Origin of the sequence: Streptomyces sp. CB02400, assembly GCF_001905725.1 — a bacterium.
GTDB classification, from domain to species: domain Bacteria; phylum Actinomycetota; class Actinomycetes; order Streptomycetales; family Streptomycetaceae; genus Streptomyces; species Streptomyces atrovirens.
The window spans coordinates 38,919-61,230 of sequence record NZ_LIWB01000001.1 but is presented as its reverse complement, the minus strand read 5'-3'; the positions used below and the strand labels follow the sequence as shown (position 1 = coordinate 61,230).

Annotated in this window: 18 protein-coding genes; 11 read left to right on the top strand and 7 right to left on the bottom strand. The window is 74.0% G+C overall.

Annotation, left to right across the window (positions count from 1 at the left end):
* Positions 1–17: 17 nt before the first annotated feature.
* On the bottom strand, positions 18–1,493 hold the full coding sequence (locus AMK33_RS00245; protein ID WP_073930621.1) for a multicopper oxidase domain-containing protein: 1,476 nt from the start codon (positions 1,491–1,493) through the stop codon (positions 18–20).
* A gap of 244 nt (positions 1,494–1,737) precedes the next feature.
* Here AMK33_RS00245 and AMK33_RS00240 point away from each other — a divergent pair, with 244 nt between their 5' ends.
* The 3 genes from AMK33_RS00240 (at position 1,738) to AMK33_RS00230 (ending at position 3,847) form a co-directional block, all read left to right on the top strand.
* On the top strand, positions 1,738–3,294 hold the full coding sequence (locus AMK33_RS00240) for a SagB/ThcOx family dehydrogenase (protein ID WP_073930620.1): 1,557 nt from the start codon (positions 1,738–1,740) through the stop codon (positions 3,292–3,294).
* Between the two features lie 176 nt (positions 3,295–3,470).
* Entirely contained in the window at positions 3,471–3,641 is a 171-nt protein-coding gene (locus AMK33_RS00235) for a thiazolylpeptide-type bacteriocin (RefSeq protein ID WP_073930619.1), read from the top strand.
* Positions 3,642–3,676: 35 nt separating this feature from the next.
* Positions 3,677–3,847, top strand: coding sequence for a thiazolylpeptide-type bacteriocin (locus AMK33_RS00230; RefSeq protein WP_073930619.1), 171 nt, complete (start codon positions 3,677–3,679; stop codon positions 3,845–3,847).
* Positions 3,848–4,027: 180 nt separating this feature from the next.
* Here the strand turns inward: AMK33_RS00230 and AMK33_RS00225 are convergent, their stop codons facing one another.
* A complete protein-coding gene (locus AMK33_RS00225) occupies positions 4,028–4,624 on the bottom strand; it encodes a DUF7010 family protein (RefSeq protein ID WP_073930618.1) in 597 nt (198 codons plus the stop codon).
* A 341-nt stretch (positions 4,625–4,965) separates the two neighbouring features.
* Here AMK33_RS00225 and AMK33_RS00220 point away from each other — a divergent pair, with 341 nt between their 5' ends.
* From AMK33_RS00220 to AMK33_RS00195, 6 genes are read left to right on the top strand one after another with little or no spacing between them, the layout of a single operon-like run.
* On the top strand, positions 4,966–6,045 hold the full coding sequence (locus AMK33_RS00220; RefSeq protein ID WP_201262937.1) for a hypothetical protein: 1,080 nt from the start codon (positions 4,966–4,968) through the stop codon (positions 6,043–6,045).
* On the top strand, positions 6,042–8,651 hold the full coding sequence (locus AMK33_RS00215; protein WP_073930617.1) for a lantibiotic dehydratase: 2,610 nt from the start codon (positions 6,042–6,044) through the stop codon (positions 8,649–8,651). Before AMK33_RS00220 ends, AMK33_RS00215 begins: the two co-directional genes overlap by 4 nt.
* A complete protein-coding gene (locus tag AMK33_RS00210) occupies positions 8,648–10,723 on the top strand; it encodes a hypothetical protein (protein WP_073930616.1) in 2,076 nt (691 codons plus the stop codon). Before AMK33_RS00215 ends, AMK33_RS00210 begins: the two co-directional genes overlap by 4 nt.
* Entirely contained in the window at positions 10,710–12,632 is a 1,923-nt protein-coding gene (locus AMK33_RS00205) for a TOMM precursor leader peptide-binding protein (RefSeq protein ID WP_073930613.1), read from the top strand. The genes AMK33_RS00210 and AMK33_RS00205 overlap by 14 nt, the downstream gene beginning before the upstream one ends.
* A complete protein-coding gene (locus tag AMK33_RS00200; protein WP_073930610.1) occupies positions 12,629–14,149 on the top strand; it encodes a nitroreductase family protein in 1,521 nt (506 codons plus the stop codon). Before AMK33_RS00205 ends, AMK33_RS00200 begins: the two co-directional genes overlap by 4 nt.
* A 44-nt stretch (positions 14,150–14,193) precedes the next feature.
* Entirely contained in the window at positions 14,194–15,123 is a 930-nt protein-coding gene (locus AMK33_RS00195; protein ID WP_073930608.1) for a thiopeptide-type bacteriocin biosynthesis protein, read from the top strand.
* A gap of 83 nt (positions 15,124–15,206) precedes the next feature.
* On the opposite strand, the gene AMK33_RS00190 is transcribed toward AMK33_RS00195, so the two are convergent.
* From AMK33_RS00190 to AMK33_RS00180, 3 genes are all read right to left on the bottom strand, one after another.
* Positions 15,207–15,731 carry a YceI family protein gene (locus AMK33_RS00190; protein WP_073930606.1) on the bottom strand — a complete coding sequence of 175 codons (525 nt, stop codon included), beginning with the start codon at positions 15,729–15,731 and terminating at the stop codon, positions 15,207–15,209.
* 99 nt (positions 15,732–15,830) lie between these two features.
* On the bottom strand, positions 15,831–16,664 hold the full coding sequence (locus AMK33_RS00185; protein ID WP_073930604.1) for an ABC transporter permease: 834 nt from the start codon (positions 16,662–16,664) through the stop codon (positions 15,831–15,833).
* Positions 16,661–17,659 carry an ABC transporter ATP-binding protein gene (locus AMK33_RS00180; protein ID WP_073931448.1) on the bottom strand — a complete coding sequence of 333 codons (999 nt, stop codon included), beginning with the start codon at positions 17,657–17,659 and terminating at the stop codon, positions 16,661–16,663. Before AMK33_RS00180 ends, AMK33_RS00185 begins: the two co-directional genes overlap by 4 nt.
* A gap of 299 nt (positions 17,660–17,958) precedes the next feature.
* Here AMK33_RS00180 and AMK33_RS00175 point away from each other — a divergent pair, with 299 nt between their 5' ends.
* On the top strand, positions 17,959–19,236 hold the full coding sequence (locus AMK33_RS00175; protein WP_073930602.1) for an FAD-dependent monooxygenase: 1,278 nt from the start codon (positions 17,959–17,961) through the stop codon (positions 19,234–19,236).
* Between the two features lie 168 nt (positions 19,237–19,404).
* Here the strand turns inward: AMK33_RS00175 and AMK33_RS00170 are convergent, their stop codons facing one another.
* Entirely contained in the window at positions 19,405–19,812 is a 408-nt protein-coding gene (locus AMK33_RS00170) for a MazG nucleotide pyrophosphohydrolase domain-containing protein (protein ID WP_073931447.1), read from the bottom strand.
* A gap of 92 nt (positions 19,813–19,904) precedes the next feature.
* On the opposite strand from AMK33_RS00170, the gene AMK33_RS00165 reads away from it, so the two are divergent.
* On the top strand, positions 19,905–20,900 hold the full coding sequence (locus AMK33_RS00165; protein WP_073930601.1) for a TAXI family TRAP transporter solute-binding subunit: 996 nt from the start codon (positions 19,905–19,907) through the stop codon (positions 20,898–20,900).
* Here AMK33_RS00165 and AMK33_RS00160 read toward each other — a convergent pair.
* Positions 20,879–22,312, bottom strand: coding sequence for a HAMP domain-containing sensor histidine kinase (locus AMK33_RS00160; RefSeq protein ID WP_073930600.1), 1,434 nt, complete (start codon positions 22,310–22,312; stop codon positions 20,879–20,881). The genes AMK33_RS00165 and AMK33_RS00160 overlap by 22 nt on opposite strands.

Genomic DNA, 22,312 nt, shown 5'->3' with positions numbered 1-22,312 from the left:
GAAATTCGTCGGGAAAGTCAGGCGATCTTCATCTGCGCCATCATTCCCATGGCGCTGTGGTCGATCATGTGGCAGTGGTACGGATAGACACCGCGGTGCGAATCGAAGGTGAGCTGGAGTTTCGCCGTCTGCCCGGGGAAGAGCAGCACGGTGTCCTTCCATCCGGTCTCGGCCGGATACGGCGGCTGCCCGTCGCGTTCGAGAATCCTGAACTGCACCAGGTGCGTATGGAAATTGTGCGGAACGGTGACGCTCTTGTTGGTGACCGTCCACACCTCGGTGCTGCCCCACTCGACGTGGGTGTCGATGCGGTCCGGGTCGAAGGTCTTTCCGTTGATGTACGCCTGGTGGCCTCCGGTGCCCGGCTCGTCCATGTTCAGTTCGAAGGCGCGCTCGACGGTGGGCTTCGGCAGGGGCGGCAGCGTGGCGAGGGTGTCCGGGACCCGGCTGCGGTCGGGGGTCCGTTCACCGATGTCGAACCGCATGACCTGGCCGACGAGTTCGGTGGGGCCGGGGCCCAGCATGTTGGCGAGGGTGAGCCGCGTTCCGGGCGCGTACTTGGAGAAGTCGACGACGAAGTCGATGCGTTCGCCGGGCGACAGGACGAGCACCGGCGTCTCGGCGGGGGCGGCGAGCAGGCCGCCGTCGGTGCCGATCTGCTGCACGGGGTGCTGGGTGGCGGAGCCGTCCGACAGCGCGAGGACGAAGATGCGCAGGTTGCACGAGTTGACCAGCCGGAAACGGTACTTGCGGGCCTCGACCTCGAGGTACGGCCAGGGCCGGCCGTTGACCAGGATCGTCGTGCGGTTCTGCGCGTCGTCCATCGTGTAGACCATGGCGGCGTCGTCGTCGAAGTCCGCGTCGCGCAGGACCAGGGGGATGTCGTACTTCCCGGACGGCAGCCCGAGCCGGTCCTCGTCGGGGTCGCGCAGCAGGTACAGCCCGGACAGTCCCCGGTAGACGTGCTCGGACTCCATGTGGTGGGCGTGGTCGTGCATCCACAGGGTGGCGCCGGGCTGCCGGTTCTCGTACACGTAGGTGCGCCTGCGTCCCGGCGCGATCGTGTCCATCATGCCGCCGTCGTGCTCCACCGGGTTGTTGCCGCCGTGCAGGTGCACGGAGGTCGGCATGTCCAGCGCGTTGACGTGCCGGACCACCGTCCTGCGGCCGGTGCGGGCGCGGATGGTGGGGCCGGTGAAGGAGCCGTTGTACGTCAGGACGTCGGTGCGGGTGCCGGGCAGGATCTCGGCGCTCGCGCGGCGCGTGGTGATCCGGTAGTAGTCGGCGTGTCTGGTTCTGCGGTACGGGGCCAGCACCGGCGGCACGGTCAGCGGCACCGCGAACGGCTCGGCCGCCGTGGCCGCCGTCGCGGCGACGGGTACGGTGGCCGGCCCGCCCGCGGTGAGCGTCTTGAACAGCCCGCCCGCCGCGCCGACCGCCCCGACGGCGCCGGTGGTCATACCGAGACGTATCGCATGTCGACGAGTGAGCACGAGAATGTCCTTCTGTCGTTGGGGCGGTGGCCGTTGAATTCCTGTTCCGAGGATGCGCTTCGGGCGTCGATTGTCCGAGCGGAGACGGTCCGTCCCTGTCATGTGTCACGCATTCCATGACCTCGGTCACGAACAGGAATGGTGACTGTCATGCGGTGCGGCCGGCCGGGTCGGAGAGGGTGTAGCGGGCGTCAGAGTGGATTTCGTCGAGTTCTTTCAGCGAATCCCTCTGACGGAGGCCCTGATGATTCCCGTGTCCACGGAGAAACCGCCCGAGTTCGCGGCCCGCGCGCTGCGTACGGACGTGCGGATCACGTTCGACGACACCGCGGACACGGCGGTGCTGCGCGGCCCCGAGAGCTCACTCGTGCTGCGCCCGGTGCGCGGTGGCCTGCGCACCGTACTGCGCCGGCTGGCCGAGGGCCCGGTGCCGTACGAGGAGCTGTACGAGGGGTTCGGCGGCGCCGCGCGGGAGCGGGCCGACGCCGCGCTGGCACGGGCCGGCCACCTGCTGGCGTACAGCGTGCTCACACACGACGAGCCGCCGCTGCGGCGGGAGTTGGTGCGGCTGGAGCCGACGGCCCGGGACGCCGAGCACCGTACGGCGGCCGTGCCCGCCGGCGCGCGGGTGCGTCTGTCGCGGTTCGCCCTCTGCCGTACGCGCGGGGGTGTGCTCGTACTGGAGTCACCGCTGGTGAAGTTCCGGGCCGTGCTCGCCGACCGGGCCGCCCGTGAACTCGCCGCCGCGCTGGGGCAGCCGGGTCCTGCGGTCCGGGCCGGTGAGGGCACCGGGCTGAGCGAGGCGGAGACGCTCACGGTCCTGGCCCACCTCGTCGGCACCGGCTTCGTCGAACGCGCCGCCCCGGACGGCACCTTCGCGTCCGACACCGAGCCGGTGCTGCGCCAGTGGGACTTCCACGACCTGCTGTTCCACTCGCGCGTCCGGTCCGGCCGCTTCGACGAGACCTTCGGCGCGGCCTACCCGTACCGGGGCCAGATCGACCCGCTGCCCGCCGTGAAGCCGGCGCCGGACGGCCCCGTGACGGAGCTGTACCGCCCCCGGCGCGCGGACATCGACGCCCGTGACCCGTCCCTGACGGCCGCGGTCGAGGGCCGCCGCTCCCACCGCGTCTTCGGCGAGCGGGCGTTGACGGCGCGCGAGCTGGGCGAGTTCCTGTACCGGGTGCAGCGGGTGCGGGTCCACCACACGCCCGGCCCCGGCGAGGACGAGGTGGTCTCGCGGCCCTATCCGGCCGGGGGCTCGCTCCACGAACTGGAGCTGTACGTCACGGTGCTGCGCTGCGAGGGACTCGCACCGGGCGTCTACCACTACGACTCGTACGCGCACCGCCTGGTCCTCGTCAGCGGGGCGGAGGACGACCGGCGGGCGCTGCTGGGCGTGGCGTCACGCTCCGTCGGGTTCGACGTGCGCCCCGATGTGCTCCTGACGGTGACCTCGCGGTTCCAGCGCATGGCGTGGAAGTACCGGGCCATGGCGTACGCGACGACGCTGCGGCACACCGGTGTGCTCTACCAGACCATGTACCTGGTGGCGACGGCGATGGGCCTGGCGCCCTGCGGGCTGGGCAACGGCGACGCCGACCTGTCCGCCCGCGTGCTGGGCCTGGACTACCTGCGGGAGTCCTCGGTCGGCGACTTCCTGCTGGGCACGCCGGCGCCCGGGTCCGCGATGCCCGCCGAGCCGGGCGAGGAATGGCACATGGTGAACAGCCCCGAATGGGCACTTCCGGTGACCCCCGACGAGAATCCGGGCACCGGGAAAACGTCATCCGGGCCGTGATAAATGTCAGCCGACGCCCGCAGGGGGTGGCGCACGGGTGGGTGGCCGAGCAATATAGATGTCACAGCCGGACGGAAAAGGAAAAACATTCCGGAAGGCGCCCGGGAATCATCCCGGAGCATGAATCCTCGGGAATTCCGTTCAGGGAAATCCCGAATCGACGAAAGGACCACGACATGACCGCCAAGGACATCAAGAACGACGCCGACAACGCGTTCGAGGGCTTCGACGCCGACGAGCTGGAGACCCTCGAGGTCGCCGACGGCGTGGCGCTGCCCGAGATGGGCGCCTCCAGCGGCTCGATCGGCACCTCCTCCTCGTCCTCCAGCACCTGCTCGGCCTGCTGAACCACTCACCCCACGCATCCCGGAAGGACCACGACATGACCGCCAAGGACATCAAGAACGACGCCGACAACGCGTTCGAGGGCTTCGACGCCGACGAGCTGGAGACCCTCGAGGTCGCCGACGGCGTGGCGCTGCCCGAGATGGGCGCCTCCAGCGGCTCGATCGGTACCTCGTCCTCCTCGTCCAGCACCTGCTCGGCCTGCTGAACGCGCGTGAGCGCCTGAGCACGACCGTGTGAACGCACAAGGATGCGCCGCCGGCCCCCTGGCCGGTCGGCACATCCTTGCGTTCGTTTGCGGGGCGGTCCGCCGGCCCCGATCGATTCGGCGGTCCGTCAGCCCGACAGGTCCCCGACGGCCCGTCAGCCCCGTACCGCCGGGCGGCCGTCAGCCCCGTACGGCCAGGTGGTACGCGGAGGCCCAGAGCACCGCCGCGCAGGCCAGGCCCACCGCGACCAGCACGCTCTCGTCCGACAGACCGGCCACGACCAGCACCGCGCCCACGACCGCCACGGCGGTCATCAGCCCGGCCGTCCACCGGTACTGCCACTGGTCGTACAGGCGCGCGAGGGGGAAGAAGTGCAGCCCCACGACGAGGGCGACACCGACCGGGATGAGCTCGGGGCGGCCGGAGGCGTTGGAGCCGGCGATGACGGCGAAGATGGCCAGCACCTCGACGCCGTTGACGACACCCACCCCGCGCGCCCAGTTCTCCGGGAGGCTCACCGTCCGGGGCGAGGGCGCGGCGTCCTTGCGGTGCCCCAGGTAGATCGCCGCCGCGGTGACCACGAGGGCCGCCACCTCTATGGACACCGGCACGACGTCCGTCGCCGAACCGGTTCCGGAGGCCCCGGCGAAGGCCCACAGCAGGCCGAAGACGGAGAGCACGAGGGTTCCTCGGCGCCGCAGTTTCCGGGTGAGTTCCAGGCACTCGGCGTCCGTGAGGGACGGGGCCGGCGGAGTGGTGGGGGGATCAGTCGTCATTGGCGGAGAGTACAACGATCACCGCGGCTGCCAGATGTTTTTCGGCCAGTCCGTCGGCCGGATCAAACGGAATTGATCATTCCGAGACTTTGCCGCGGAGTGCACGCCCGCCGGATCTCCCGAAAAGGGCGCACGGTGTCACGAGAAGCGTGACGTATGTAAGCCGCCACCCCCTCTCCACTTCCACCGCGCATTCCGGGCGCCAATGATGTGGAGGACATTCCCGAATTCATTTCCCGTTCGTCTCGGAAGGTGCGAAGGACATGGTGGTTGACGCTCCGGAGCGTATTGCCGTGAGGCCGGATTCCGCCGACCTGACGGGGGTGCGACTCCACACTCGGATGCCGGTGACGCCGGCCTGGCTGGCCCGGTACGTCGTACCGGCCGCCCGCGAACTGAGCGAGGGGGGCGTGCCCGGCGTCCAGGTCCGCCGCGGCTGGCTGCACGGACCCCACATCGACCTGCTCGCCCCGGCCGCCGGCGCCGCCGACTGGCCGGCGGTCGCGGCCGGGCTCGACGCGGGCCCCCTCGACCCGGCGCGGGCGCTGACCGAGGAGGCCTACCTGGAGCAGGCCCGCGAGTTCGGCCGGCTCGAGGCGGTGGAGCCCCCGTACCTGCCGCTGCGCGACCACGGCGCGGTCCTGCCCGTCGCTCCCGACGACCCGGCCCTGCGCTCCCGCGAGCCGCGCCTCGATCCGCTGCGCACCGTCGTGAACGGCGCCCTCGCCGTGCCGGTGCTGTCGATGATCGAGGGCCTGGCCGAGGAGCCCGGCAGCGGCACGGTGCTGCTCGCGGAGGCGTTCGCCGCGCTCGCCGACACCCACGCCCTCGGCCCGGGCTACGGGGTGTTCTCCCCCCGGTCGCACGCGGAGGCGTTCCTCGCCTGGGCGGCTCCCCGCAAGGACATGCGGCCCGTCTTCCAGGAGCGGCTCGCCAAGGAGGCGCCGCTGCTCCGCGCGGTGGTCGAACAGCGGCTGAGCGGTGGAGTGTCGCCCGCGGCGGCCCGGTGGCGCACGGCGTTCGCCTACGGCGCCGGCGTGCTGGACAGCGCGGTCGCCTCGGGCGCCCTCACCGCCGACCTGCTCGACTCCGTGACCGACGGCGTCGACCGGGGCCGGATGGGACCGCCCGGGGCCGTGACCACGGTGCCGCGCGGCGAGCAGCCGGACACCGACTTCCACCGCACCGTGCACGGATCTGGGGCGATCAGCACGCCCTCGCCGTTCTTCGCCGCGTTCCGCCTGTTGACCAACCTCTTCTACCAGCAGCTTCCCCTGCTCACCGTGTCGCCGATGCAGCGCTACTACATGTGCTTCGCGATCGCCGAGACGGTCGACGACGTGCTCGGCAGCAGCTGGCGCGAGCGTCTGGAGCGCCCGCACACCGCCCGCACCACGAAGCCGACGGGAGCCCCGCGATGACCAGCCCCGAACCCCAGTGGTTCCTGCGCGTCAACCCGCTGCGCAGGGCCCGCCTCGCCGATCCGGAACTGCGCCGGCTGCTCGCCGGCCTCGCCGCCGCCGAGGCCGAACTGGCCGAGGCCGCCGAGGTCTGCTCGCAGGAGCTGTACGAGCGGATCGGTGCCGTGGACTCGGACGCCGAGCGCCGCGAGCTGATCGCGCTGCGCCGGGCGATCCACAACGGCCGCGCGCCCCGGAAGGCCCCCGAGGGCCGCGTGGCGGAGCTCCCGTCGGTGGCCCGCTGGCTGGCCGTCCAGGCCGAGCGGGAGCGGCTGCGCGCCACGATCACCGCCGGCTACCCGGCCGCCGCCGACCGCGAGCGGACCGTCCTGGCGGGCCTGCTCGGCGACGACGACCTGCTGCGCTCGCTCGCCCTCGTCGCCCCCGAGGTGCACCAGGAGGCCGAGCGCTACCGCGCGGCGGTCGAGGGGCCTGGCAAGGTCAACGCCCGCACCCGCAAGTCGGAACGCGGACTGATCCAGTACGTCACCCGGTCCATGGTGCGCACCAGCCCGCTCTCCCGGTTCACCGCGGTGGGCATCGCCGAACCCGCCCCCGCCGGCGACCCGGAGGCCGTACGCCCCGGCGACGTGCCCTTCACCGGCGCGCTGGCCGTACCGGGCCTGGACCGGGTGATGCTGCACTACGTGCTCGGCGGGCTGCCCGCCGCCGACGAGGCCGACCTGACGGACCTGTGGGTGGGACTGCCGCCCACCTCGGCACCCGACCCGGAGAGCGGCAAACTGTTCTTCCTGAAGTTCTCCGAACAGGGCATGCACCGGCTCGCGCTGCCGCTCGACGGGCCCGTCGCCGACCTGCTCGACGCGCTGTCCATGGGGCCGCGCCGCTTCCCCGCCGTGGTCGCGCACGTCGCCGCGCGGGCCGGCTGCCCGGCCGAGGACGCCGACCGGCGCGTACGGCAGGCGCTCGGGCAGGGCGTGCTGTGCACCTTCACCCAGCCGGAGGAGCGCGCGGCTTCCGCCGACTACGACGCCCTGCTCCCGACGGGGCGGGACACCGCCGTCGGGGAGCTGGCGGAGCGGGTCCGTGCCGGACTGCCCCGGGTGGCCGGGGCGCCCGCCGGGGAGCGGGGCGCGGTCCTGGCCGGGCTGCGCGGGGACCTCGGCCGGTTCAGCCAGGCCGTGGGCCGCCCGGCGCACATCACGGTCGAGGAGGACTACGTCATGCCGCCGCTGAAGGTGGCCACCTCCGACTGGCACGCCCCGCTGACCGACCTCGGGCCCGCCGTGGAGCTGCTGTCGGTCTTCGACTGGCTGCACGACGTACGGGTCCTGATGACCGCCGCGTTCACGGAGCGGTTCGGGGCCGGGGCGAACGTTCCGCTGGCCGAGCACGCGCCGTTCGTCGTCGGGGAGGTCTCCCGGCGGGCCGCCGCGATGGCCGCCGTGTACGGGCCGCAGGGCTCGGGCGGGTCGGCCGCGCTGACCGGCATCGGCCCGGCGGACGGCTCGCTGGAGCGCATGTACCTGCTGCGCCGCGAGCTGTCCGAGGAGGTGCACGCGCTCCTCACCAAGACCGCCCGGGCCGGCGAGGACACCCTGAGCCTCAGCGCGGCGGACGTCGCCGGGCTGACCCGGTCGCTGCCCGACCGCTTCCGCCGGGACCCGCTGATCTACGGCGTGCTGCTCCAGCAGGCCGGCGGCAAGCTCGTCCTCAACGACGGCCTGCCGGGCCACGGCATGCTGTACGCGCGGTTCCTGGAGGCCGACCGCCGCCAGGGCGGCCGGGCGCTGCCCCGGCTCGCCGTCCACCTGCGGCGCTTCTACGGTCACGACGGCGCCCGGGTCACCGAGGACCTCGGTCTGCACCGTCTCAACGTCAACGCGCACGCGCCGGTGCTGCCGGGCGGTCTCACCCCGGAGGACTGGTTCACGCTGCGGCTGGCCCACGACCCGGAGACGGACTCGCTGCGGGTCGAGGACGCGGACGGCGCGCCCCTGAGGGTGCTGCCGCTCGGCACGGGTCATCCGGGCCTGTTCCCGCCCCCGCTGTCGGTGGCCTCCGGCCTCGCGATCAGCGGCCGGCTCTTCAACAGCCTGCCGAACTCCTGGCACGCGGCCACCCCGTGGGACGGCGAGCACACCCGCACCGCGCCGCGCATGGCGGTCGGCGACGTCCTCATCGGCCGCCGCCGCTGGTACGGCGGGGTCGAGCTGGACACGGCGGTGGCCGCCGGGCCCGACGAGCACGAGCGGCTGCTCGCGCTGACGGCGTGGCGGGCCCGGCACGGGGTCCCCGACGAGGTCGTCATCAAGTCGGCGCCCGAGGACGAGGGTCCGCTGTCGGTCGGCGCACCGGACGTCCAGTCCAAGCGCCTCCAGCAGAAGCCGCAGTACGTGGACCTGTCCAGCGCCCTCGCGGTGCGGGTCCTGCCGCGGATGCTGGAGCGCCGCGGGGCGGGCGCGAGCTATCTGGAGGAGGCGCTGCCCGGCGTCACCGACGGCACGCACGCGACGGAATGGGTGCTCGAAGTCGGGCGCACGGCCGGCGGACGGTTCGTGTACGACCCGTCCAACCACACGGAAGCGGAAGGAGCTCGGTCGTGACGGTGACCGATCTGGACAGGGCCCCGGCCACGATGGCTCCGGGGACGGACGCCCCGCTGCGGGCCCGGCCCGGGCTGCACTACGCGCCGGTGCCGGGGGGCGTGTACTTCAGCGGCACGCGCGGGCAGTTCGTGCTGAGCGGCTCGGACCTCATGTACGCGGTGGCGGACGGCTGCGTACCGCTGCTGGAGACGGGGACGACGGAGGACGCCCTGGTCGCCGAGTTCGGCACGGAGCGTGCCCGTCCGGCCGTACGGCATCTCGTCGCCCGGCTGCGGGAGAACGGCCTGCTGCTCGACCCGGCCGCGTTCACCGAGCCGGAGCCCCCGGCCGAGGTGCGCGCCCGCTACGCCGACACCCTGGCCCGCCTGACCGCCCGCCTCGACGACCCGTACGCGGCGTTCGCCCGCCTGCGCCGGGCCCGGGTGGAGCTCCGTGGCCCGGCCACGGCGACGGCCCCGGCCCGCCGCGGCCTGCACCGGGCCGGCGTGACCACCACACCACCGACCGCCGGAACGGCGACCCCCCTCGTCCCGGTCTGCGACCCGGCGATGTACGCGGACCCCGCCCTCCTGACCCCCGCCGGCGACCCGGCGGTGCACGAACCCACGACTCCCGCCGGCGACCCGGCGGCGCGCAAGCCCGGACCCCTCACCCCCACCGGCGACCCGGCGGCGGACAAGACCCGCACCACGACCCCTGCCGCTGCCCCGGCAGCCCGCACACCCCGCGTTCCGATCCCCGCCGGCGACCCGGCGGTACGCGAACCCACGACTCCCGCCGGCGACCCGGCGGTACGCACGTCCAGAACCCTCACCCCCACCGGCGACCCGGCGGCGGACAAGACCCGCACCACGACCCCCGTCAGCGACCCGGCGGTGCGCGGGGACCAGGCAGTGATTCCCGTCGGCGGCCCGGCGGTGGACTTTCCGGGGGCCGGTGGTTCGCCCCGTGCCGTCATCGAGTTCCTCACCGGTGACGGGACCTGGACCGAGCGGCACGGGACGCTCCACGTGCCCGTGCTGCTCGGTCCGGGGCCGGTCCTCGTCGGTCCGGTCGGGGTGTCGCCCGCCGTCTGGGCGGCGTTCCGGGACCGGGCCGGGGTCTGGGCCGGTGCCGAGGGCGTCGAGCCCGCGGCCGGGCCCGTCGCCCACTCCCTCGCGGGAGCCCTCGCCGCCCAGCTCCTGGCCGACACCCTCACGGGTGTCGCGGAGCCCGGCGAGGCCCATGTCGTGCACGGCCCCGATCTGACCGCCGACCGCGTCACCGTCACGGGCGGCCCCGTGGACGAAGCGGTCGTGGTCCGGCTCGACGACGCCCCCGCCGAACCCCTCCCCGAACCGGCGGCCGCGCTGGAGGAGGCCGCCGCCCTCACCGCCCGCTGGACCGGACTCTTCGCCTCCGCGCAGGGCGAGCACCTGCCGCAGATGCCCCTCGCCCTGCGCGCGGCGGAGCACCGCACGGACCGCACGGACACGGTCACCGCCTGGGCGGCGCACCAGGAGACGGCGACCGTCGCCGCCGCCCTGGCCGCCCTGCGCGACCGCGATGGCGGTGCCGCCGGCCTCACCCGTGAGCACTGGCTGCTGGACGGCGCGCTGCGGTGGCTCGCCGAGCGCCGGGACCGGTTCGAGCACCTGACCGACACCGCTCCCCCGCTGCACGCCGAGGGCGAGCGCATCCTCGCCGCCCTGCGCGCGCGGCTCGGGCCGGCCGTTCCCGTACTCGCCCTGGCCCGGACCGCCGGAGTCGACTGGCCGCTGGCCGAGGTCACCGCCGGCGGCCGGCCGCTCGGCGCCGGCTGGGGACCCACGGCCGCCGACGCGACGTACGCCGCGCTGTGCACGGCACTCGCCGCCGCCCAGGCCGACGGCACCGTCGACACCCTGTCCACCGACGCCCTGCTCACCGCCGACGACACCGCCCGCACCGCACTGAGGAGGCAGCTCACCGCGCTCGCCACGATCCGGGGACAGGCCCGCCGCACGGACCCCGTGCTCGGCGAACTCCCCTTCTGGCACGGCCCGGTGACCGCCCGGACGGCCCAGGAGCCCACCGATGCCGACCACTGACCCGACCACCACCGAGAACCCGGTCCAGGCGGGCCCCGCGCTGCCCGCGACGGCCCACGACGACTGGCTGCCCGCCCTCGCCGGACTGGCCCGCGCCACCGGGGCGACCGTCTCCGTCAACCTCGGCTGGGACCTCGTCTGGGAACGCGGCCCGGTCGTCGCGGCGGACGGCCCCCACCTCTCCGTACGCCTGTACGACGACGAGGTCATGATCGGCCCGCTGTGGGTGCCGGGCACCGCGTCCGGCTGCGCCGCCTGCGCCGAGGTGCGCGAACGCACCGTCCTCGACCACCCGCTCGTCGGCGACCTCACCCAGGCCACGCGGGTCCCCGCCGCCCCCGCGCCGCTGCTGCCCGAACTCCTGCGCACCGGCCTGGAACACCTGGCGGACCGCCCCCTCGCACCCGGCGAGGCGTACTCGGTGACCGTGCGCGGCACCCGCCGCCACCGCATCGCGCGCAGCTTCCACTGCCCGGCGTGCGGCCCCGCCCCCGAGGACCTGGTCAGCACCGGGACCCCGCCGCCCCGTACCCTCCGCTCGCGCCCGGCCGTCCCCGGTGACGCCACCCGCACCGCGGCGAGCCGGCTCGTCGAGCCCGGCTTCCTGCGCGACCGCCTGGTCGACGACCGCTTCGGACCGGTCCGGGCGATCCTGCGCGAGTCCCACGCCCCGTTCGCGATGAGCATGGCCGTCGTCGCCGACGCCCCGGCGATGGGTCACGGCCGGGCCCGTACGTTCGCCGAGACCGAACCCGTCGCCGTCCTGGAGGCCTACGAACGGCTCGGCGGATACCCCTACGACATCCCCCTGGTGACCCGGCGCTCCTACCGCGAGGTCGCCGGCCACGCCGTCGACCCGGACAGCCTCGGCCGCTACACCGCCGAGCAGCTCGCCCATCCGACCAGCAGGGCGACGCCGTTCACGGCCGACACCCCGATGGACTGGGCCTGGGGGCACGACCTGGCCGACGGCCGTCCGCTCCTCGTCCCGGCGGACCACGCCTTCTACCAGTACGAGTACGCGTTCCGCCGGGACCGCCGGGCGGCGCGCGTGGCCGGTGCCGCGAACCGGCGGCACTACTTCTTCGACTGCTCCAGCGGCTGCGCGGTCGGCGCCAACTACGAAGAGGCCGCCCTGCACTCGCTGTTCGAACTGGCCGAGCGGGACGCGTTCCTGACGTCCTGGTACCGGGCGGCGCCGCTCCCCCACATCCCGGTCGCCTCCCTCACCGACCCGACCAGCCGGGCCATGGTCGAGCTGATCCGGGCGCGCGGCTTCGACGTCCATCTGCTGGTCGCCACCCGTGACATCGGCCTGCCGGTGGTGTGGGTCATCGCCGTCAACGAGAAGAACCCGTTCCCCGCCACCTTCTCCTCCGCCGGTTCGGGTGCGGACCCGGAGTCGGCGATCCGGGGCGCGCTGCGCGAGGTGGCCCAGCTCGTCACCAACCCGGTCGACTGGACCCGTGAGCAGGCCGAGCGGATGGCCGAGGACCCGTGGCTGGTGGAGGAGCTGGAGGACCATGTGCGGTTCTCCTCGATCCCCGAGACCCGCGACCGCGCCCTGGCGGGGCTCGGCGGCCCGGCCGTCACCCTGGAGGAGGCCTTCCCCGACTGGCCCGGCCGGCTCGAACGGGCCGCGGGCGGCGATGTGCGCGGCACCCTCGAGTACGTCGCCTCGCTGTTCGCCGACGCGGGCCTGGACCGCGTCGTCGTCGTCGACCAGACCAGCCGGGAGCACGCGGACGCCGGTATCGCGGTCGCCCGCGCGGTCGTCCCCGGCATCGTGCCGATGTGCTTCGGCCACGCCCAGCAGCGCCTGGACGGACTGCCCCGGCTCCGGGCCGCCCTGCGCGGCACGGACCAGGAGCACCGGGCGATCCCCTACGACCCCCACCCGTTCCCGTGACGGCCCCCGCCCCGGAGTGGACCCGGCGCGCCCCGGTCGACCTGCCGGGTCCCGAGGGCGACAACAGCATCGCGCGCGAACCGCTCTGGTACGCGTACGGCGCGGGCGACGACGGTCCGGAGCCGCCGCACTGGACCTGGGCGGACACGCCCCCGCCCGACAGCCACGTACCGCCGGATCCGCCGCGCCCGGCGGGGCCGGGCAGGGTGCTGCCGGCGGGCACCACCGAGCGGCTGTCGGCGCTCGCGTACCCGCGGGTCCCCGCCCCCTCCGGTCCGGCGGCGCCGGACGCCCTGGCGCACGCCCTGACGGCGACGTTCGGTCCCGTGCGCCGGGAACCGGAGAACCCGTACAACGAACACCGCCCGTACGCCTCACCGCGCTGCCTCTTCCCCGTCCACGCCTTCGTGGGCGACGGTGACGGCTCGGCGTGGCGGCTGCTGGAGCCGACCCGCCACGCCCTCACCGGACCGGACACCGGAGCGCCGCCCACCCGCATCGCGCTCACCGGCCGCTACACCGCGATCCCGGTGGCGTACCAGTGGTTCCGCGGGTCGCTCGTCTCCATCGAAATCGGCATGGTGCTGCGGGCGTTGAGCCTCGGCCTCGAACTGTTCGGGGTGCCGGCGACCCTCACCCCGCCGGCCGGCGGCGGGGCGGGGCCGCTGCGCGAGCTGGGTCTTGAGCGGACCTGGGAGTGGTCGCTGCCCTGGCTCGTCGACGTGGCCGGGCCCGGTCCCGGTCCCGTGGCGGGGGCCGGGCGGGACGCGCCGGTGCCCGACGGCGACCCCTCGCTGACGGACGTCGTACGCGTCAACCGGGAGCAGACGTATCCGGCGGGCGCGGCACCGCTCACCACGGCCGTCCCGGCCGGCCTGTCGGACAGCCCGGTCGTGCCCGACTGGGCGGAGCTGCTGTGGCGGCGCCACTCCGGCCGTATGCCGCGCGCCCTGCACGGCATGGACTCGGCACCGCGCCCCGCCCCGGTCCCGGCCCGGCACCTGGCCGCCGCCCTCGCCTGGCTCGGTGTCCCGCCACCGCACCCGGTGCTGGCCGCCGCCTTCGACGCGGTCACGGTCACCGCCGTGGTGCAGCACGTCGAGGGGTACGCGGCCGGGGTGCACCGCTTCGAGAAGGGCGCGGCGCACCTGCGGAAGGCCGATCCGACCGCCCCCGCGGGGCTGGAGGCGAACTACGGCTACGGGTTGTCGCCCGTCAACGGCTGCGGCATCGCCAAGGCCCCGCTCACCGTCTTCTTCTCCATCCGCCCCCGCGAACTGTTCGCCCGCTTCGGCCCCACCGGCTGGGGCGCCGCCCAGGCCGCCTGCGGCTGGGCCGTCCACGGGCTGTGTCTGGCGGCGGCAGCGGCCGGTCTCTTCGCGCGGCCCGTCCGGGCGTTCAAGGAGATCCCCACGAAGGAGGTCATCGGCCTGGCCGAGGACGAGACGATCGTCCTGTCGGCGGTGGTGGGGGTACCGCGCGAGACCGGGGGCGACCAGCTCGACCTGCGCACCTGAGCCCGATCCTCCGCACGCCCTCCGGACGACAAGGAAGCCCGCCCATGACCGAGCCCACCACCACACCCCGGCGCTGGAGCGCCTGGCACCTCCACCTCGCCACCACCGCCCGCGGCGCCCACGACCGCGTCCTCACCGAGGTCGTCGGACCCACGGTCCGCGAACTGCCGCCCGGCACCGAGTGGTTCTTCATCCGCTACTGGCAGTCGGGTCCCCATCTGCGGCTGCGGATCGCGGACCTCGCCCCGGACGCCGGCGCGGACGTCGAGCACGCCCTGCGCGACCGGCTCGCCGCGGCGGGCCGGCTCGCGCCCGGGGAGGAGCCGCTGGCCGCCGACGCCTACGAGGAGAGCGCGGCCCGGCTCGCCGCCGCGGGTGAGACCGGCGTCAACTCCACCGTCCGGGCACTGCTGCCGCCCGGCGTCCACCGTGCCGACTACGACCCCGAGTTCGAACGCTACGGCGGTCACGCCCTCATGCCGGCCGCCGAGTCCCTGTTCCACCTGTCCAGCGAACTCGTGCTGCGGCTCGCCCCGGGCACCACCGACGAGGCGCGGCGCGCCCGGCTGGCGCTGCGCGGCACCCTGTCCGCCGCCGTCGCCCTCGGCGGTCCCGTCGAGCGTGCCCACTACTTCGCGCGGGGCCTGGACGCCTGGCGGGCCTGGGCGTCCGACGCGGGCCATCCCGACGCCCTGCTCGACCGGATCACCCACGTCGGCCAGGACCCGGACGCGGTACGGATCACGCCCGGGGCGCACGGCCCGTTCACCGGCTGGTACGAGGGGCTGGCGGCCCATGCCGACGACATCCGGCGGCACACGACGACCCACCCCGGAATGATCCTCTTCTCCCACGCCCACATGCTGCACAACCGGCTGGGCCTGAGCCTGCTGGAGGAGCTGCGCACCTACGCCTGGCTGTCCCACGTCTTCCCGGTGCGGCAGCCGGCACCCGGCCTGGCACCCGTGGGGTGACCCCCGCGCCCCGTGGGTGCCGACGCAGAGGCCCGGCCGGATTCCCCCTCCGGCCGGGCCTCGTTCTGCGTGCGCCGTGCGGCTCATGACCGGCGTACGAAGACGGCCCGCACCCGCACCAGGAGTCCCGCTCCGACCAGGCCCCGCATGGCGCCGACACCGCACGCGTGCCGGTCGACGCGGGCGGTGGCCCGTACGGTGGCCCGATCGCCGTCGGTCGTCAGCTCGTCGACCGTGAACGTCACCGGCGTCCTGCGGCCCTTGACCTCCAGCAGTCCGGTGACGCCCGGTCCGGTGGTGAGACGCTCGCCGGTGAAGCGCAGTTCCGGGTGGCGCTCCGCGTCGAGGAACCGCGGGCCGCGCACGGCCGTGTCCCGCCGCGGGTCGCCGCTCTCGAAGCCGGCGACGCCGACCGTGGCGTCCAGGCCGGCCAGGGTGCCGTCGGCGGCGAGTTCGGCGCGGCCGGAACGCACGGGCAGTGAGCCGCGTACGGGCAGGAAGAAGAAGTGGCGGCCGGTGAACTCCACGGTGGAGTCGGCGGGTTCGAGGTGCCAGCTACCGGCCGGGGCGTCGACGGTCTGCGGGTGGGTGGTGGGGTTCGTGGACATGGTGGGGGTCCTCTCAAACATCGTGGGGGTTCCTGGAGAGCCGCGAGGGGGCCTCACAGAGGCCCCCTCGATGTGGTGGTCCGGAGCGGTCGTCCGGCTCTACTCGGGGCGCGGGTCCCAGCGGAAGCGGCGCACCGCGATCAGGGCGCCGACGACGCCCCAGGCCGCGAGCACCGCGAGCTCCTTCCACTGGAAGCCGGCGCCGTGCGCGAAGGACGCCAGCATGGCGTCGTTGAAGGGCTTCACCGGGAGCAGTCCGGCGATCTCGTTGAGGACGCCGGAGTGGATGGGGAAGTAGCTGCCGGAGATGAACACCAGCGGGAACTGGATGAACTGCACGACCGCGGGCGCCGCCTCGGAGTTGCGGATGAGCGAGGCGACCCCGACGCCGAGCGCACAGAAGCTGGCCGCGCCGAACACCAGGGTGACCGCGAGCGCGGCCCACTGGGTGGGCCACGGCACCCCGTACAGGCGCCCGATGCCGATGACGAGCGCGACGTCGACGATGCTCACGACGACGCAGTGCACCAGCAGGCCCGCGAAGTACACCCAGGCGGGCAGCGGGGTCGCGTGCAGTCGCTTGAGGACGCCGGTCTGCCGGCGCATGGCGAGCACGATCGCCAACTGGCCGTAGCAGGCGCCCAGTACGGACACGGCGGCGATGGTCGGCGTGTAGTACTGCATGCCGCTCATGCCGAAGAAGAAGTCCTCGCCCTGGCCGCCGCCGAACACGGCGCCGAAGATCGCGATGATCACGACGGGCAGGACGAAGGTGAACACCATCGACTGCGGGTTGCGCCAGAACGACAGCTGCTCGTAGCGGATCTGGTGGGCGAGCAGGGCGAACGAGCCCCGTTCCTCCGGTCGTTCGGCGCCGGGGCGCGCGGAGCGCCGACCGGGTGTGGTGGTCGTGGGGGGAAGGGTGCTGGTCATCGGCTGCTCCGTCCGGGTCGGCGCCCACGGCGCCCGCGGGCCGCCGGGGCCGGGGCCTGGCCCCGTTCGGCGGACGGGGACGAGGCGTCCTGCTGTGCGTACGAACTGGTCAGCCCCAGGTAGACGTCCTCCAGGGTGGGCTGTTCCACGGTCAGCCGCTCCAGCGGCGTGCCACGCTCCAGCGCCCAGGAGGTGAGCCGGTGCAGGACCGCCGTCGGCTCCTCGGCCTCGGCCGTGACCAGGCCGTCCTCGGCGTCGTTGACCGGGATCGGCAGGTCCCCGATGGCGGCGCCGGCCGGCAGCGCGAACCGGATCCGGGCCAGCGCGCTGTCCCGGCCGCCCAGGGTGTCCGGGGTGCCGGAGGCGACGATCCGCCCGCCGGCGATGACGGCGACCGAGTCGGCGAGCGCCTGCGCCTCGTCCATGTAGTGCGTGGTCAGCATGATGGTCGTGCCGGCGTCGCGCAGGTTGCGTACGACCTCCCAGGCGCCGCGGCGGGCGCCCGGGTCGAAGCCGGTGGTCGGCTCGTCCAGGAACAGCAGCTTCGGGTCCCCGATCACGCCCAGGGCGAGGTCGAGCCGCCGCTTCTGCCCTCCGGACAGGTCCTTGACCTTCGCGCCCTCCTTCTCCCGGAGCCCCACCAGGTCGATGACCTCGTCGGTGTCGCGCGGGGCGGGGTAGTAGCCCGCGTTGCGGGCGATGGTCTCGCGCACCGACAGGTACGGCTCCACGGCGATGTCCTGGAGCACGAGCCCGATCTGCCCGCGCAGCCACCGCCCGTCGGCCTTGTCGCCGGGGTCGCGGCCGAGGACCCGTACGCTGCCGCCGTCCCGCTGCCGGAAGCCCTCCAGGATCTCCATGGTGGTGGTCTTGCCGGCGCCGTTCGGTCCGAGGAGCGCGAAGATCTCGCCCTCCTCGACGGCGAAGTCCACGCCGCGCACGGCCTCGTGGTCCCCGTACTTCTTGAGCAGGCCGTCAACGGCCACCGCGGTCACCGCGGTCGCTCCCGTCGTCGTTCCCGTGTCACCGCGTGCCTCCAAGGGTGTCGTGCGTAACCGGCTGTCTCCTTGAGGAAGTTAGGGCCGGCCGGGGGCGCGGCAGCAGGGTCGGCGGGGGAACCGATGACGTCCGTCACGCAAGCGGCGACAGTTGTCAGTGACGGACCGGCGGGCCGTTGCCGCGCGGTGCGGCGCGGCACATGCTCGGCACACGACCGATGACAGTGCGCTCACGCCGCGCACCCATCGCGACGGTGAACGGGCGTGGAGCGAAGACGCGGAAGGCGGTCCCAGACGTGCGGTTGGGGAGCAGGAGCGGAGCGCAGCGGCGGCCCGGCGACTCCGGGGACGCCGGTGACGTCGCGGACGTCGCGGACCAGGAGCGGCGGCCACGGGTCGCCGTCGTCGGCGCCGGCATAGGCGGACTGGCCCTGGCCGGCGCGCTGGCCGCGAACGGCACGCCGTACGTGGTCCACGAGCAGACCCGCGTGCTGTCCGAGGTGGGCGCGGGCGTGCAGCTCTCGCCCAACGCGGTCCGCCCGCTGCTGCGGCTGGGCCTCGGACCCGCGCTGGAGGAGCACGGGGTGCGCGTCGAGGCGATGGAGGTGCGCGGCTGGAACGGCCGGCCCATCGCGCGCACGCCGCTCGGCGCGGAGTGCGAGCGCATGTTCGCGGCGCCGTACCTGACGATCCACCGGGCGCACCTGCACGAGGCGCTGCTCTCCCTGACCGACCGGGACCGCCTGCGTCTCGGCGAACGGCTGCGGGCGGCGGAGGAGACGGCGGACGGTACGGGCGTACGGCTCGCCTTCGACGACGGTACGGTCCGCGAGGCGGACGTGGTGATCGGCGCGGACGGCATCCACTCCACGGTCCGCGAGACCCTGCGCACCGACGCGCCGGTCTTCTCCGGCCTGGGCATCTACCGCGGCCTGGTCCCTGCGGACGCGCTGCCGGCGGGGGCCCGCGAGCGGCTGGTGCGGCTGTGGCTCGGGCCGGGCGGGCACTTCGTGTGCTACCCCGTGGCGTCCGGCGCGTACCTCAGCTACGCCGCGACCGTGCCGCTGACCACCGGCGCCCCGCCGCGCGAGTCCTGGTCCCGGCCGGGCGACCCGGACGCGCTGCGCGCGGTCTTCGGCGGCTGGACGGGGCTCGTCGCGGACGTCGTCGCGGCGGTCGACTCGACCCACCTGTGGGCCCTGTACGACCGTCCGCCGCTGCGCACCTGGTCCACGAACCGCATCACGCTCCTCGGGGACGCGGCCCACCCGATGCTGCCGTTCATGGCGCAGGGCGCCAACCAGGCGATCGAGGACGCGATGGACCTGGCCGCCTGTCTGTCGGACGCCCCCGCCCCGGAGATCCCGGAGCGCCTGGCCCGCTACGAGTCCCTGCGCATCCCGCGCACCGCCGAGATCCAGCGCGGCTCACGGGGCAACGCGGGCATCCTCCACCTCCCGGACGGCCCCGCACAACGCCGCAGGGACGCCCACATGGCAGTCCACGCCGCCCTCCACGACCGCACCCCCCTCTACGCCCACGAAACAGGCCGCAACGTCGTCACCACCGCATGACTGCGGGCACGCACGCCGCCACAACTACGGGCACTCGCGCCACCGCAACTGCGGGCACTCGCGCCGCTGGGGCGGCACGGGTGGGCGCGGCGGCACCCCGCAAGCGCCGGGCAGCGCGACCCACCCCCGCCCAGCACCAACGCCGGACGACGTACCCCGGGGCGCCGCTCAGGCCGCCCCGCCCGGCACCCACCCCTGCCGCCGCAGCACCCCCGCCACATCCGGCGCCTCGTAATGCTCCCCCTTCAGCACCTTGCCGTCGGCACGACGACTGACCTCCCCCTCGGGCCCCAGCTTGCTCATGTTGGAACGATGGACCTCGGCGATCACCGCGTCGAGGTCGATCCCATGAACCAGCGCCGTCCCGTACGCGACGTACACCACATCAGCCAGCTCGTGCGCCAACCGATCGAGCGGCCCCGCCACCGACACCTCCGCCACCTCCCGCGCCTCCTCGGCCAGCAGCTCACCACGATGCGCACCGAGCTCCGGCGAAACCTCGGACGGTATGTCGCGGGCGTCCAGCCCGAAGGCACGGTGGAAGTCACGGACCAGATCGGCGGGCGAAGAACTCATGCCCGCGACTGTAGCGGCCACCACGGACACTCCCCGGCCCGCTGTGAGCTCCGCCCTGGTCAGCGGCCACCCCGACTGGCAGGATCGCGCGCATGTCCCACACGCTGTCCCGGATCGGCAGGCGACGGGCCCTGCGGGGCACCGCCGCCGGTCTCGTCGTACTCGGACTGCTGCTGTGGTGGCTGGCGCCCTGGGACGAGGAACCACCGGGCGGGACGGTCACACTGAGCACGGGCACCCGCGCGGGGGTCTACCAGAAGTACGGCGTACTCCTGCGCAGCTCACTCGGCAAGCACATGCCCGACCTCGACGTACGCCTGAAGACGAGTGACGGGTCGCAGGAGAACGTGCGCCGCGTGGCGACCGGGGAGGCCGACTTCGCGATCGCCGCGGCCGACGCGGTGGAGACGTACCGGCTCAGCGACCGGCCGGGCGCCGACCGGCTGCGCGGGGTGGCACGCCTGTACGACGACTACGTGCAGCTCGCCGTCGCGCCCGACTCGGGCATCGAGACCGTCGACGACCTGCGGGGCAAGCGCGTCGCCATAGGGCCGCCCAAGTCGGGCGTCCGGCTCATCGCCAACCGGGTGCTCCGGGCGGCCGGCATCGACCCGGAGACGGACATCGAGCCCTCCTCCGACGGCATCGACAACGGCCCGGAGCGGCTCGGACACGGCCTGGACGCCTTCTTCTGGTCCGGCGGACTGCCCACGGACGGCCTGAAGACACTCGCCGAGCAGTCCGCGCTCCGGTTCGTGCCGATCGACGCCGAACTCGTCTCCAAGCTGCACGAACAGGGCGGCGCCACGCGCTACTACCGCGTCACCAACATGCCGGAGTCGGCCTACCCGGGCAGCCGGCCCAGCGCGCCCGTCGCGACGATGGCGGTGTCCAACCTCCTGATCACCCGGGCGGACGCGGATCCCCGGCTCACCGAGTGGCTGACCCGCATCGTGCTCAAGAGCCGGGACAACATCGGGGCGCACGTCCACTCCGCCCAGCTGGTCGACGTACGCACCGCGATCTACACCGACCCGCTCCGGCTGCACGAGGGCGCCCGCCGGTACTACCGGTCCGTCAAGCCCTGAGCCGCCGCCTCACCCGTCGGGGCGTTCCTCGGCACCATCACGGTCACCCTCAGTCCGTGCGGCTCGTGACGCTCGTACGCGATCGAGCCGCCGCCCGCCGCGAGCAGCGCCCGCGTGATGGACAGGCCCAGGCCCGAGCCCTTGATGTTCTGGTGCCGCCCGCTGCGCCAGAAGCGGTCGCCGACGCGGGTCAGCTCCTCCTCGGTCAGTCCCGGGCCGTTGTCGGTGACGACGACGGTGGACATGTCGCCGTTGGAGGCGACGGTGACCTCGACGGTCTCGCCCCCGGGCGTGAACTTCACCGCGTTGTCGATGACCGCGTCCAGGGCGCTGGACAGCGCCACCGGGTCGGCCCACGCGGTGGTCGGCGGGCAGGTGCCGGTCAGACGGACGCCCTTGGCCTCGGCGGTCGGCGACCAGGCCGCGACGCGCTCGGCGGTCAGGGCACCGATGTCGGTGACCTGGAGGACGGCCTCGCTGTGCTCGGCGAGCGCCAGGTCGAGCAGGTCGTCCAGGACCTGCGCCAGGCGCTTGCCCTCGGCCTGCACCGAGGCGATCTCCTCGTTGCCCTCGGGCAGCTCCAGGGCGAGCAGCTCGATGCGCAGCAGCAGCGCCGAGAGCGGGTTGCGGAGCTGGTGCGAGGCGTCGGCGACGAAGGCGCGCTGCTGCTCCAGCACGCTCTCGACGTTGTCGGCCATCTCGTTGAACGACCGGGCGAGCCGTCTCAGTTCCGGCGGCCCGCCGGCCGCCGCGACCCGGGACTTCAGCCGTCCGGTGGCGATGTCGTGGGTGGTGGCGTCCAGGATCCGTACGGGCTTGAGCACCCAGCCGGTCAGCCGCAGCGCCGCGCCGACCGCGAGCAGCATCGCGGCCGCCTCCCCCGCGGCGATGACCAGCCAGCCCCGGAGGATGCGGGAGCGCATCTGTCCGGTGGGCGAGTCGGTGACCACGACCGCGACGACGTCGCCGTCCCGGATGACCGGTGAGGCCACCACCAGGCTGCGCCGCTGCCAGGGCCACACCTGCTCGGGGTCGTGGCTGCGGCGGCTGAGCAGCGCCTCCTCGAAGGCGTCGCGCACCTCGCCCGTACGGGGCAGGTACCAGTCGTCCGGGGCGTGTGCCATGGGCGAGTCGCTGCGGTAGAAGACGCCCGCGCGGATGCCGTAGACCGAGTGGTAGCTGCGGAGCTCGCTGCTGAGGGTCTCGCGGCGCTCGTTGATGTCCGCGTCGACCGGGTCGGTGGGCTCGGTGACGAACTGGGCGAGCGCCGCGAAGCGCGCGGTGTCGTCGATCCGGTCGACGACGACCCGCTGCTGCTCCGCGCCGGCCAGGCTGACGGCCAGCGGGACACCGAGGGCGAGCAGGACGGCCGCCATCAGGACGATGAGCAGCGGAAGCAGACGTGTGTGCAC

What these genes read in the sequence shown, in the direction of transcription:
- AMK33_RS00165 (WP_073930601.1), top strand. Translation starts at nt 19,905, where the DNA reads ATGTCCCACACGCTGTCCCGGATCGGCAGGCGACGGGCCCTGCGGGGC.
- AMK33_RS00205 (WP_073930613.1), top strand. Translation starts at nt 10,710, where the DNA reads ATGCCGACCACTGACCCGACCACCACCGAGAACCCGGTCCAGGCGGGC.
- AMK33_RS00225 (WP_073930618.1), bottom strand. Translation starts at nt 4,624, where the DNA reads ATGACGACTGATCCCCCCACCACTCCGCCGGCCCCGTCCCTCACGGAC.
- AMK33_RS00240 (WP_073930620.1), top strand. Translation starts at nt 1,738, where the DNA reads ATGATTCCCGTGTCCACGGAGAAACCGCCCGAGTTCGCGGCCCGCGCG.
- AMK33_RS00215 (WP_073930617.1), top strand. Translation starts at nt 6,042, where the DNA reads ATGACCAGCCCCGAACCCCAGTGGTTCCTGCGCGTCAACCCGCTGCGC.
- AMK33_RS00230 (WP_073930619.1), top strand. Translation starts at nt 3,677, where the DNA reads ATGACCGCCAAGGACATCAAGAACGACGCCGACAACGCGTTCGAGGGC.
- AMK33_RS00195 (WP_073930608.1), top strand. Translation starts at nt 14,194, where the DNA reads ATGACCGAGCCCACCACCACACCCCGGCGCTGGAGCGCCTGGCACCTC.
- AMK33_RS00185 (WP_073930604.1), bottom strand. Translation starts at nt 16,664, where the DNA reads ATGACCAGCACCCTTCCCCCCACGACCACCACACCCGGTCGGCGCTCC.
- AMK33_RS00220 (WP_201262937.1), top strand. Translation starts at nt 4,966, where the DNA reads ATGCCGGTGACGCCGGCCTGGCTGGCCCGGTACGTCGTACCGGCCGCC.
- AMK33_RS00190 (WP_073930606.1), bottom strand. Translation starts at nt 15,731, where the DNA reads ATGTCCACGAACCCCACCACCCACCCGCAGACCGTCGACGCCCCGGCC.
- AMK33_RS00235 (WP_073930619.1), top strand. Translation starts at nt 3,471, where the DNA reads ATGACCGCCAAGGACATCAAGAACGACGCCGACAACGCGTTCGAGGGC.
- AMK33_RS00170 (WP_073931447.1), bottom strand. Translation starts at nt 19,812, where the DNA reads ATGAGTTCTTCGCCCGCCGATCTGGTCCGTGACTTCCACCGTGCCTTC.